This is a genomic window from Chromobacterium vaccinii, from assembly GCF_000971335.1.
Taxonomy (GTDB): Bacteria; Pseudomonadota; Gammaproteobacteria; order Burkholderiales; family Chromobacteriaceae; genus Chromobacterium; species Chromobacterium vaccinii.
On the sequence record NZ_JZJL01000038.1, the window covers coordinates 37,726 to 48,803 of the forward strand.

12 protein-coding genes are annotated in these 11,078 nt (G+C 66.0%); 6 read left to right on the forward strand and 6 right to left on the reverse strand.

All coding sequences use genetic code 11. The annotated features are described in order from the left end of the window. Positions 1–2 precede the first annotated feature (2 nt). The 4 genes from mgtE to VL52_RS17150 form a co-directional block, all read right to left on the reverse strand. Positions 3–1,442: a magnesium transporter gene (mgtE, locus tag VL52_RS17135; RefSeq protein WP_046158168.1), complete on the reverse strand. Its 1,440-nt coding sequence runs from the start codon at positions 1,440–1,442 to the stop codon at positions 3–5. A 221-nt stretch (positions 1,443–1,663) separates the two neighbouring features. Beyond that, positions 1,664–2,350, reverse strand: coding sequence for a monofunctional biosynthetic peptidoglycan transglycosylase (gene mtgA / locus VL52_RS17140; RefSeq protein WP_046158169.1), 687 nt, complete (start codon positions 2,348–2,350; stop codon positions 1,664–1,666). A 2-nt stretch (positions 2,351–2,352) separates the two neighbouring features. Continuing rightward, a complete protein-coding gene (gene aroE / locus VL52_RS17145) occupies positions 2,353–3,174 on the reverse strand; it encodes a shikimate dehydrogenase (RefSeq protein WP_046158170.1) in 822 nt (273 codons plus the stop codon). A 205-nt stretch (positions 3,175–3,379) separates the two neighbouring features. Further along, positions 3,380–3,832 (reverse strand): rhodanese-like domain-containing protein, encoded by a 453-nt coding sequence (locus VL52_RS17150; RefSeq protein WP_046158171.1) that lies wholly within the window; start codon positions 3,830–3,832, stop codon positions 3,380–3,382. A gap of 271 nt (positions 3,833–4,103) precedes the next feature. Between VL52_RS17150 and glnA the strand changes: the two genes are divergently transcribed. The 5 genes from glnA (at position 4,104) to VL52_RS17175 (ending at position 9,567) form a co-directional block, all read left to right on the forward strand. After that, positions 4,104–5,522, forward strand: coding sequence for a type I glutamate--ammonia ligase (gene glnA, locus VL52_RS17155; protein WP_021479022.1), 1,419 nt, complete (start codon positions 4,104–4,106; stop codon positions 5,520–5,522). Between the two features lie 120 nt (positions 5,523–5,642). Next, on the forward strand, positions 5,643–6,110 hold the full coding sequence (locus tag VL52_RS17160) for a DUF4124 domain-containing protein (protein ID WP_021479023.1): 468 nt from the start codon (positions 5,643–5,645) through the stop codon (positions 6,108–6,110). Between the two features lie 121 nt (positions 6,111–6,231). Next, a complete protein-coding gene (gene glnL, locus VL52_RS17165; RefSeq protein WP_046158172.1) occupies positions 6,232–7,290 on the forward strand; it encodes a nitrogen regulation protein NR(II) in 1,059 nt (352 codons plus the stop codon). A gap of 27 nt (positions 7,291–7,317) precedes the next feature. Beyond that, positions 7,318–8,721: a nitrogen regulation protein NR(I) gene (ntrC, locus tag VL52_RS17170; RefSeq protein ID WP_046158173.1), complete on the forward strand. Its 1,404-nt coding sequence runs from the start codon at positions 7,318–7,320 to the stop codon at positions 8,719–8,721. 96 nt (positions 8,722–8,817) lie between these two features. Further along, positions 8,818–9,567 (forward strand): substrate-binding periplasmic protein, encoded by a 750-nt coding sequence (locus VL52_RS17175; protein ID WP_046158174.1) that lies wholly within the window; start codon positions 8,818–8,820, stop codon positions 9,565–9,567. On the opposite strand, the gene VL52_RS17180 is transcribed toward VL52_RS17175, so the two are convergent. Further along, on the reverse strand, positions 9,564–10,064 hold the full coding sequence (locus VL52_RS17180; RefSeq protein ID WP_046158175.1) for a VOC family protein: 501 nt from the start codon (positions 10,062–10,064) through the stop codon (positions 9,564–9,566). The genes VL52_RS17175 and VL52_RS17180 overlap by 4 nt on opposite strands. Positions 10,065–10,224: 160 nt before the next feature. Here VL52_RS17180 and VL52_RS25250 point away from each other — a divergent pair, with 160 nt between their 5' ends. Further along, complete coding sequence (locus tag VL52_RS25250; protein WP_186009511.1) at positions 10,225–10,383, forward strand: hypothetical protein; 159 nt, start codon at positions 10,225–10,227, stop codon at positions 10,381–10,383. Positions 10,384–10,422: 39 nt separating this feature from the next. On the opposite strand, the gene VL52_RS17185 is transcribed toward VL52_RS25250, so the two are convergent. Beyond that, positions 10,423–10,983: a hypothetical protein gene (locus tag VL52_RS17185; RefSeq protein WP_046158176.1), complete on the reverse strand. Its 561-nt coding sequence runs from the start codon at positions 10,981–10,983 to the stop codon at positions 10,423–10,425. Between the last annotated feature and the right edge of the window lie 95 nt (positions 10,984–11,078).

Here is an 11,078-nt window from a genome sequence, read left to right on the forward strand (position 1 = left end):
TATTACAGCAGGAACAGGGTGGCCAGTCCCAGGAAAATCAGGAAGCCGCCGGAATCGGTGCAGGCGGTGATCAATACGCTGGAGCCCAGCGCCGGGTCCTTGCCCAGCTTCTGCATCAGCGTCGGGATCATCACCCCCATGGTGGCGGCCAGCATCAGGTTCAGCGTCATCGCCGCCAGCATCACCAGGCCTAGCGACACGCTGCCGTACAGCAGCCAGGCCACCACGCCGATGACGCTGCCCCAGGCCATGCCGTTGATCACGCTGACGCCCAGCTCCTTGCGCCACAGCCGGCCGGCCTGGCCAACCTGCATCTGGCCCATGGCCAGCGCGCGCACGATCATGGTGATGGTCTGGTTGCCGGAATTGCCGCCTATGCCGGCGACGATGGGCATCAAGGCCGCCAGCGCCACCAGCTGGGCGATGGAATGTTCGAAGGCGCCGATCACGCGGGAGGCGAAGAAGGCGGTGCAGAGGTTGATCGCCAGCCAAGACCAACGGTTCTTCACCGAATCCATCACCGGCGCGAACAGGTCTTCCTCCTCCTTCAGGCCCGCCAGGTTCAGCATCTCGCTATCGGACTCCTCGCGGATCACGTCCACCATCGCATCCACGGTCAGCCGGCCCAGCAGCGCGCCGCGCTCGTCGACCACCGGCGCGCTGACCAGGTCATAGCGCTCGAAGGCCTGGGCCGCGTCCACCGCCGGCTCGTCCGGATGAAAGCTCACCACCTCGGTGGCCATCGCCTCCGCCACCAGCGTGTCCGGATCGGACACCAAGAGCTTGCGCACCGACAGCACGCCCTTGAGCAGGCCGGCGTCATCGGTGACGAAGATCTTGTCGGTCTGGCCGGGCAGATCCTCGAAGCGGCGCAGGTAGCGCAGCACCACTTCGCAGCTGACGTCGGCGCGTATCTTCACCAGCTCGAAATCCATCAGCGCGCCGACGCGGTCGTCATCGTAGGACAGCACCGCCTGCAATTGGCCGCGCTCTTCCTCGTCCAGCCGGCCCATCGCCTCGTACACCACCTGGCGCGGCAGGTCCGGCGCCAGCTCGGCCAGTTCGTCGGCGTCCAACTCGTCCAGCGCCGCCACCAGCTCGTCGGGCTCCATCACCTCGATCAGCGACTCGCGCACCGCGTCGGACACTTCAAGCAACACCGCGCCGTCGCGCGAGGGATCGGTCAGATCCCAGGCCAGCAGCCGGTCTTCCAGCGGCAGCGCCTCCAGCACGTGGGCGATGTCGGCTGGGTGCAGTTGGGACAGTTTCTGTCCCAGCTCCAGCAGATTGTGTTGCGGCGCCTGCGGATCGGCGGCGGCTTCGGCCGCGTCCTGACGCGTAGCAAGATGTTCAAGCTGGCGCTGGCGCTCGATCAGGCGCTGCACCAGGCCCAGGCTTTCCTGCAGACGATCGGCGGATTGTTGCTTGTAGGCAACCGTCATGCACGTCTCCTTCCGCCCACTGGGCGCGCGAAGGGGGCCGACGGTGTGAGGCGGGATTTTATAGAGTGATACGGGATTCGATTAAGGGATAACTGGGTAAGTCCATTGCGTTGGCCGCGGCATGCGCGCGGCGCGCGAAAAGAAAGTCGCGATTGTAACATATCGTCACAAGCGGCTTCCACCCGCCGCCGCGGACAAGGCGGCGGGCCGGAACAGCGGGATCAGGGCAGTTCGACGTAGCCCATCCGGCGCTGGATGATGCGGGTCTTGCGCGCCAGGCCCGGCGCGCCGCGACGCTCGTCGTAATAGCGCGGATTGGGCACCATCGCGGCCAGCTTGGCGGCCTGCGACGACGACAGGCGCGAGGCGCCGGTGCGGAAGTAATAGCGCGAGGCGGCCTCGGCGCCGAACACGCCGTTGCCCCACTCGATCACGTTCAGGTAGATCTCGTAGATGCGGCGCTTGTCCAGCACCGACTCCAGCATCACCGTGATCAGCGCCTCCTCCAGCTTGCGCCATGGCGTCTTGCCGCTGGACAGGAACAGGTTCTTGGCCAGCTGCTGGCTGATGGTGGAGCCGCCGGCGACGATCTTGCCCTTCTGCAGGTTCTTTTCGAACGCCGCCTCGATGCCGTCCCAATCGAAGCCTTCGTGGTCGACGAACTTGGCGTCCTCGGACGCGATCAGCGCCCGTTTCAGATTCGGCGATATCTTGTCGTACGGCACCCACTTGTGGCGCAGCTCGGCCTCGGGGTCGTCCTGCTGCAGCCTGGCCAGCTGCTCGTTCATGAAAGAACTGGCGCCGGGATTGTGGTCGCGCCAGTAGACGATATGGCCGAGCACCCACAGGTTATACAGCAGAAAGGCGGCCACCAGGGCCGCCAGGATCTTGAACAGGATGCGCGTCATGCTCAGGCCAACACTTCCCTCAGCATATTGGTCACCTTGCGCGTCTCGGGCTGCACGCCGCGCCAGATGGAGAACGACTCGGCCGCCTGCTCCACCAGCATGCCCAGGCCGTCGGCCAGCATGCCGGCGTTTTCGCCTTGGGCGCGCTGCAGGAACGGCGTCAGGCCAGCGCTGTACACCATGTCGTAGGCCAGCGTGCGCGGCGTGAACACGCCGTGCGGCAGCGGCGGCATTTCATTGTTCAGGCTGGTGGAGGTGGCATTGATGATGATGTCGAAGCTGCGGCCTTCCAGCGCGGCGTAGCCGACCGCTTCCACCTTGCCGTAGCGGGCGAAATGGTGCGCCAGCGCCTCGGCCTTGATCACGGTGCGGTTGACGATGGTCAGGCTGGCCGGCTTCTGCTCCAGAATGGGCTCCAGCACGCCGCGCACCGCGCCGCCGGCGCCCAGGATCAACACGCGCCGGCCGGCGATCGGGTAATCCAGGTTTTCCACGATGTCGCGCACCAGGCCGACGCCGTCGGTGTTGTCGCCGTACACCTTGCCGTCGCGGAAGGCCAGCGTGTTCACCGCCTCGGCCGCGCGCGCGCGCTCGGTCAGCTCGGACGCGTAGCGGAAAGCGTCGCCCTTGAACGGCAGCGTGATGTTCAAACCCTTGCCGCCCTTGGCTGCGAATTCGCCCACCACCTCGTTGAAGCGGCCGATGTCGGCGAACAGGCGCTCATAGCTGATGTCCTCTCCGGTGGCCCGGGCGAACTCCTCGTGGATGAACGGCGACTGGCTATGGGAGATCGGGTTGCCGATTACGGCGTAACGGTCGGTCATGTCCGGCTTTCCAAAATGCGATATGTTTTGTGCGGCCAAGGAACCGCCGACAAAGCCTCCCGGCGCGCCCTGAAACCGGGCGTGCGCCCATCGGGAACGCGCTGCGCGGCGCGCCATGGCTTTGTCGGCAGATCGAAGCTGCGGGTTCACCCCACACTTTGCCGCTTAACGCCGCAAACTTCAACCGCCTCGGACAAGGGAACAATCAGCCCTGCACCCACGGCAGGCCGCGCCAGCGCCAGCCGCCGACCGAGTTGCGGTGGCCGTCGCCGTCGCGGTCGCCCTCGAAGCCTTCCAGCACGTTGTACACCTCGCTGTAGCCGTTGTCCGCCGCCAGCCGCGCCACCTGGTCGGAACGGGCGCCGGAACGGCAGATCACCAACAGCACAGCCTCCGGGTCGACCTGGTGGGTCAGCTGGGCCAAAAAGTTGGGATTCGGCTCCATGCCGGGATAGCTGCGCCATTCGATGTTCACCGCGCCAGGCACGGTGCCGACGAATTGCCACTCGGCGTGGCTGCGCACGTCCAGCAGCACCGCCTTGGGCAGGCCTTGCATCAACTCATAGGCCTCGTCGGGCAGCACGGCTCCGCTGTAGGACAGGCTCAACTGTTCGGCGCGCTGGTGCGCAGCCTCCAGGATCAGGTTCATTCTGCTCATCTGTTTTCCTCCTGCAACATTCCGGGCTTATGTTGGCGATTATCGACCCACCCGGCATGGCTGGCAAATTGCACCATATCGGTGCGTCGCCCGGACCGAGGCACCAGATTGGTTCAAGTCCAGTCATTCCAGCCGGCTGGATAAGCCAAAGCGGCTATGACACAATGCAGCAGCAGCGTTTCAGAGGCTGGCACGCTTCCTGCTTACCGGGACGTACCAAAATTTTCACGCACTTGCCCTTGGGTGCACGTTGCCTTCCAGGAGATAAAACATGGCAGTAGCCGACGTAGTCAAACTGATCCAAGAAAACGACGTCAAATTTGTCGATCTGCGCTTCACCGACACCCGCGGCAAAGAACAGCACGTCTCCATCCCGGCGCATGTGCTGCTGGAAGACGCCGACGAGTGGTTCGAGCGCGGCCACGCCTTCGACGGCTCCTCCATCGCCGGCTGGAAAGGCATCCAGGCTTCCGACATGCTGCTGATGGCCGACCCGGCCACCGCCCGCCTCGACCCGTTCTTCGACGAACCGACCGTGTTCATGCACTGCGACGTGATCGATCCGGCCGACGGCAAGGGCTACGACCGCGACCCGCGCTCCATCGCCAAGCGCGCCGAAGCCTACCTGAAGGCATCCGGCCACGGCGACACCGCCTACTTCGGCCCGGAGCCGGAATTCTTCATCTTCGACAGCATCACCTGGGGCGCCGACATGTCCGGCTGCTTCGTCAAGATCAAGGCCGAGGAAGCCGCATGGGCGTCCGCCGAGGAATTCGAAGGCGGCAACATGGGCCACCGTCCGGGCATCAAGGGCGGCTACTTTCCGGTGCCGCCGGTGGACTCCTCGCAAGACATCCGCTCCGCGATGGTGCTGCTGCTGGAAGAGCTGGGCGTGCCGGTTGAAGTGCACCACCACGAAGTGGCCACCGCCGGCCAGAACGAGATCGGCACCAAGTTCAGCACGCTGACCCAGCGCGCCGACTGGACCCAGATCCTGAAGTACGTGGTGCACAACGTCGCCCACAGCTACGGCAAGACCGCCACCTTCATGCCCAAGCCCATCGTCGGCGACAACGGCTCCGGCATGCACGTCCACCAGTCCATCTGGAAAGACGGCAAGAACCTGTTCGCGGGCGAAGGCTACGCCGGCCTGTCCGACACCGCGCTGTACTACATCGGCGGCATCATCAAGCACGCCAAGGCGCTGAACGCGATCACCAACCCGGGCACCAACTCCTACAAGCGCCTGGTGCCGCACTACGAAGCGCCGGTGAAGCTGGCCTACTCGGCCAAGAACCGCTCCGCCTCGATCCGCATCCCGCACGTGGCCAGCCCGAAGGGCCGCCGCATCGAAGCCCGCTTCCCGGATCCGCTGGCCAACCCGTACCTGTGTTTCTCCGCGCTGCTGATGGCCGGCCTGGACGGCATCCAGAACAAGATCCACCCGGGCGACGCTGCGGACAAGAACCTGTACGACCTGCCGCCGGAAGAGGACAAGCTGATCCCGACCGTGTGCGCCAGCCTGGACGAAGCGCTGGCCGCCCTGGACAAGGACCGCGAGTTCCTGACCCGCGGCGGCGTGTTCTCCAACGAGTGGATCGATGCCTACATCGAGCTGAAGATGCAGGAAGTCAACCTGGCCCGCATGACCACCCACCCGGTGGAATTCGCGATGTACTACTCGCTGTAAGCAGAAAACGCGTCAATCAGAACGGCAGCCCAGGCTGCCGTTTTTCTTGCTCTCGCATAAATGACGCGACGGCCCGATTTGCTTATCATGCAAGGGCGATCCACACCCTGTATCCGGACGATGAAGACATTCGCACTCTGCCTGCTGCTGGCCTGCGGGGCGGCCCAGGCGGCCACCATCTACAAGTACGTCGACCCGCAAGGCAACGTCACCTACACCAATGTGCCGATTCGCGGCGCGCAGCCGATCAAGCTGAACCCGCTGTCCTCCTATCCCAGCCAGCGCGCCAAGAACAACGGCGCCTCCGCCGGCAAGCCCGCCGCGTCCGGCGGCTATCCCAATGTGGACGCCGATACCCAGAAGCAGCGCGACGGCGGCCGCAAAAAGATACTGGAGCAAGAGCTGTCCAACGAAGCCAAGGCGCTGGACGCCGCCAAGAAGGCGCTGGCCGACGGCAAGGCGGTGCGGCTGGGAGACGAGGCCCGCAACTACCAGAAGTATCTGGACCGGGTGCAAAAACTGCAGAACGAAGTCACTGACCGCGAAAAGAACGTCCAGGCGCTGAAGAAGGAACTGGGCCTGCCATAGCCATGCGCACCATTATGGTGCACACTTGCGCCAGGATGCGCGCCCGCGCCCCGCGGCGCGGTCCTACGGGCTGGCGCGCTTATTGCTGCATTCAGCGCGACACCACCATCCAAGCCATCCCATGACGATACCCAGCTTTGCCGGACTGGAGCTCCTGGACACCCCGGTGCTGATCTGCGACGCCGACGCCGCGCTGCGCTTCGTCAATCCCGCCTGCGAAAACCTGCTGGCGCTGGGCAGCCGCGAATTGCTGCGCCATGCGCTGCCCGACCTGTTCCAGCCCTGCCCCGAGCTGGTCCAGGCGCTCGCCACCGCGCTCGGCCAGGGTGCCAGCTACATCGAGCACGACCTGGAGCTGAAGCCGCTGCACAACGACGCGGCGCTGCACGTGATGCTGTCGATCACGCCGATCGATGTCGAAGGCTGCCAGGCGCTGATCGAGCTCAGGCCGCTGGACCAGCAGCTGAAGATCGCCAACGAAGAGCGCTCGCTGATGCAGCACCAGGCCAACCGCGAGCTGATCCGCAATCTGGCGCACGAGATCAAGAACCCGCTGGGCGGCATCCGCGGCGCGGCGCAGTTGCTGGAGCACGAGCTGGCCGACCGGCCGGAGCTGAAGGAATACACCGAGGTGATCACCGAGGAGGCGCTGCGGCTGCAGACGCTGGTGGATCGGCTGCTGGCGCCGCACCGCAGCCACAATCGCGGGCCGATCAACATCCACGAGGTGCTGGAGCGAGTGCGCAGCATCGCGCTGGCCCAGCATCCGCAAGGCCTAACCGTGGTCCGCGACTACGACACCAGCCTGCCGCTGCTGTCCGCCGACAAGGAACAGCTGATCCAGGTGGTGCTCAACATCGTCAACAACGCGGTGCAGGCGCTGCGCGGCCAGGGGCGCATCACGCTGCGCACCCGGGTGGCGCGGCAGATCACGCTGGCGCGCAAACGCCACCAGCTGGCACTGAAATTGCAGATCGTCGACGACGGCCCCGGCATTCCCGACGACATCCGCGACCACATCTTCTACCCGCTGGTCACCGGCCGCGCCGAAGGCACCGGCCTGGGGCTGACCTTGGCCCAGGCCTTCGTCCACCAGCACGGCGGCAGCATAGAGTTCGACTCTCGGCCGGGCCAGACCTGCTTCACCGTGCTGCTGCCCTTCGGCGGCGAAGCCGGATAACGACAAAAGAACACGAGGAGAAACGCCATGGCCAAGCCGGTCTGGATCATAGACGACGACAAGGCGATACGCTGGGTGCTGGAGAAGGCGCTGACCCGCGCCGGCATCGCCTTCGACAGCTTCGCCAGCGCCGACGACGCGCTCAATGCGCTGTACGACGACAAGCCGCAGGCCATCATTTCCGACATCCGCATGCCGGGCACCGACGGCCTGAAATTCCTGGCCAAGGTCAAGACCGAGCATCCGCAGCTGCCGGTGATCATCATGACCGCCCACTCCGACCTGGACTCCGCGGTGTCGGCCTTCCAGGGCGGCGCCTTCGAATACCTGCCCAAACCGTTCGACATCGACCAGGCGGTGCTGCTGATCGAGCGCGCATTGGCCGAGAGCGAGGCGCAGGACGCCGGCGCGGATAGTCCGGAAGCGATGCCGGTGCTTCTGGGCCAGGCGCCGGCGATGCAGGACGTGTTCCGCGCCATCGGCCGGCTGGCCCAGTCCAACGTCACCGTGCTGATCACCGGCGAATCCGGCACCGGCAAGGAGCGGGTGGCCGAGGCGCTGCACCGCCACTCGGTGCGCGCCGGCAAGCCCTTCATCGCGCTCAATACCGCGGCGATACCGAAGGATCTGCTGGAGTCGGAGCTGTTCGGCCACGAGAAAGGCGCGTTCACCGGCGCGCTGGCCACGCGTCGCGGACGCTTCGAGGAAGCCGAAGGCGGCACGCTGTTCCTGGACGAGATCGGCGACATGCCGACCGAGCTGCAGACCCGGCTGCTGCGGGTGCTGTCCGACGGCCATTTCTACCGCGTCGGCGGCCACACGCCGATCAAGGCCAATGTGCGGGTGATCGCCGCCACCCACCAGAATCTGGAACAGCGGGTGCGCGACGGCCAGTTCCGCGAAGACCTGTACCACCGCCTCAACGTGATCCGGCTGCGGCTGCCGCCGCTGCGCGAACGGCGCGAGGACATCCCGCTCCTGGCCCGCCACTTCCTGGCCAAGAGCGCTGCGCAGCTGAGCGTCGAGTCCAAGCGCCTGTCCGAGGCGGCGATGGCGCTGATCCAGCGCAGCGCCTTCACCGGCAATGTCCGCGAGCTGGAAAACCTGTGTCAGTGGATCTGCGTAATGGCGCCGGGCCAGACCGTCGAAGTGGCCGACTTGCCGCCGGAGCTGCGCGAGCCGCAAGCCGAGGCCGCCGCATGCCCGGACGGAGACTGGAACCGGATGCTGGAGGAGGAAATCCGCCGCCGGCTGCGCGCCGGCGACGTCGGCATCGTCGACGAGCTGACCCGCCGCTTCGAAACCACCTGCATCCGCGCCAGCCTCGGCCATACCGGCGGCCGCCGGGTGGAAGCCGCCCACCTGCTGGGCTGGGGGCGCAACACGCTGACCCGCAAGATTCAGGAGCTGGGATTGGAGCGTGGCGGCTAGTACAGTTGATTGTCAATCAAACAATGATGAAACAATCGGCATATTTTCAATTAATTTTGATAAAATGGGCAGACCTTTACCCATTCCGAATATCCGATGTCCCGTCTGCCCATCGCGCTGGCTTGTCTATGCCCTCTGTCGCTGTCCGCCGCGGAACCGCTGCGCGTCGGCATCAGCGACGCGCTGACCAGTCCCTATATGATCGAAGACCCGGCGGCCGACAGCCCGCCCCGCGGCCGGGCCATCGACCTGGCGCGGAGCGCGCTGCGCCGCTGCGGGCTGGACGCGCGCTTTTTGCGCCAACCGGGCAAGCGCCTGGTGCAGAACCTGGGCCTGGACCGGCTGGACGGCGCGCTGCTGCTGTCCTACCAAGCTCCTCGCCGCGGCCTGATGGCCTACCCGATGCGCGACGGCCAGGCGGACCCCAGCCGCCGCATGGCCACCTTCGACTATGCCTTCTACATCCGCGACGACAGCGACCTGAGCTGGAACGGCGCCCGGCTGCGCGGCCTGGAAGGACCGGTCGGCATCAATCGCGGCTGGTCCATAGAACGGGATCTGCGGGCGCTAGGCCTGCGGGTGGAAAACGGCAACGCCATCGGCGACAACTTCGCCAAGCTGCAAGCGGGCCGCATCCAGGCCTACGCGGTGCATCGGCAAGCCGGCGACCTCTACCTGCGACATCATCCGGAACTCAAGATCCGCCGGCTGTCGCCGCCCCTGCTCAGCAAAACCTATTACTGGGTGTTCAGCCGCGGCTACGCCCACCGCCACCCGCGGCAGGCCGAATGCCTGTGGCGGCAATTGCCGCGGCTGCGCGCGGCCTATCTGCCGGATAACGGCTAAACGCCGCGGGCCAGCTCGCGCGCCCAATCCAGCCGGCCGTCGCCGGGTTCGCGGTCGCGCGCGTCCAGCGCAGCCTCCGGCACGAACCAGCACACCTCGAACAGCAAGCCGTCCGGGTCATGGCCGTACACGCTCTTGTGCACGCCGTGGTCTTCTTCCATGCCCAGCTTTCCGATCTCGGCCAGATGGTCGCGTATCCGCTTCAGCTCCTGGATGGTGTCCACCTCCCAGGCCAGATGGTACAGGCCGGCCTTGGGCTGATGGAGAGCCGGCGTCTCGCCGCTCGGGCTGAACGGGCCCGAGCGCTGCTGGCCCAGATTGAGCTGGAACAGCGCCAGATCGTGGTCGTTGTCTGAATGCGCGGCCTGCGCGAACACCGCGCGGCGGGAAGCGGCGTCGCCCTTGGGGCGAAAGCCCAGCACATCGCGGTAAAAAGCCGCGCTGCCCGCCACGTCGCTGACGTAAAGCACCGCGTGGTTGAGTCGTTTGATGCCCATCTGTCACCTGAATTCTGGATTGAAAAAGCCCGGCGCGGCCCAAGCCATGCCGCACGGCATGCATACGAAATCCCGCCGGCCGCGTTTAAGCCAATCATGCCACGATATGGCCGATGGCCGTACACTGGCCCCATCCACTTTCTGCAGGAGTCTCTCCATCATGAACACGCGCCGCGCAGGATACGGCTTCTCTCTGGGCACGCTGATCGCGGTCGCCCTGTCATGGTCGGCCAATCATTCCATTCTATGGGCGATCATTCACGGTTTCCTGAGCTGGCTGTACATCGCCTACTACCTGCTGACCCACGCGTTGCGCTGAACCCGCCGGGACTCAAGGCTCCTTGCTGCGGCGCGGCGCTCAGGGCAGCGCTTCGTACACCTCGGCCAGCACCCGGCCATCCTCGCCCAGCATGTGATGGCTGCGCCCGTAATGCCGGTCGCAGCAGCGGCGGTAGGCGATGGCGCCGCTGGCGGCGAACAGCCCGGGCAAGGCGAAATACTGCCGGCCGGAGAACGACGGACGGATGCCCGCCCGCGCCAGGATGCTGCCGAACGGCAGGTCAGACTCCACCAGCTGGCGCTTCAGCCGCGGCTCGAACGCCAGCAGTTCTATCCTGATCCAGGCCGCCACGTGGCAGCGCTGCCGCTCGTCCAGCAACAGGATGCTGCGCTCCAGTCGCCGGGCGTCATGCCGCTGCCACAGCCGGCGGATGCGCAACGCGCAGCCGCGGCTGGCCTGCAGCGCGCCGGTCATGTATCCATGGTGGACCAGCGCCTCGCGGCTGCAGGCGCAGATTTCCTCCGGCGGCACCGGCCACGCCTCCCGCCAGGGAATCTCGATGGCCGGCCGCGCCTGCCCGGCGTCCGGCAGGGGCGGCGGGAGGCGAAGCGCCCCGGCGCTGGCCTGATGCAGCCTCACAGGCTGGTGACCATGTGCGAGGAGCAGACTGCGACGATATCGCCGTCCACGCCGCGGCCGCGCAGCATGCGGGCGGCGGCGATCGCGGCGCCGGA

Coding starts and splice junctions, on each gene's coding strand:
- mgtE (WP_046158168.1), bottom strand. CDS start 1,442: ATGACGGTTGCCTACAAGCAACAATCCGCCGATCGTCTGCAGGAAAGC.
- mtgA (WP_046158169.1), bottom strand. CDS start 2,350: ATGACGCGCATCCTGTTCAAGATCCTGGCGGCCCTGGTGGCCGCCTTT.
- aroE (WP_046158170.1), bottom strand. CDS start 3,174: ATGACCGACCGTTACGCCGTAATCGGCAACCCGATCTCCCATAGCCAG.
- VL52_RS17150 (WP_046158171.1), bottom strand. CDS start 3,832: ATGAGCAGAATGAACCTGATCCTGGAGGCTGCGCACCAGCGCGCCGAA.
- glnA (WP_021479022.1), top strand. CDS start 4,104: ATGGCAGTAGCCGACGTAGTCAAACTGATCCAAGAAAACGACGTCAAA.
- VL52_RS17160 (WP_021479023.1), top strand. CDS start 5,643: ATGAAGACATTCGCACTCTGCCTGCTGCTGGCCTGCGGGGCGGCCCAG.
- glnL (WP_046158172.1), top strand. CDS start 6,232: ATGACGATACCCAGCTTTGCCGGACTGGAGCTCCTGGACACCCCGGTG.
- ntrC (WP_046158173.1), top strand. CDS start 7,318: ATGGCCAAGCCGGTCTGGATCATAGACGACGACAAGGCGATACGCTGG.
- VL52_RS17175 (WP_046158174.1), top strand. CDS start 8,818: ATGTCCCGTCTGCCCATCGCGCTGGCTTGTCTATGCCCTCTGTCGCTG.
- VL52_RS17180 (WP_046158175.1), bottom strand. CDS start 10,064: ATGGGCATCAAACGACTCAACCACGCGGTGCTTTACGTCAGCGACGTG.
- VL52_RS25250 (WP_186009511.1), top strand. CDS start 10,225: ATGAACACGCGCCGCGCAGGATACGGCTTCTCTCTGGGCACGCTGATC.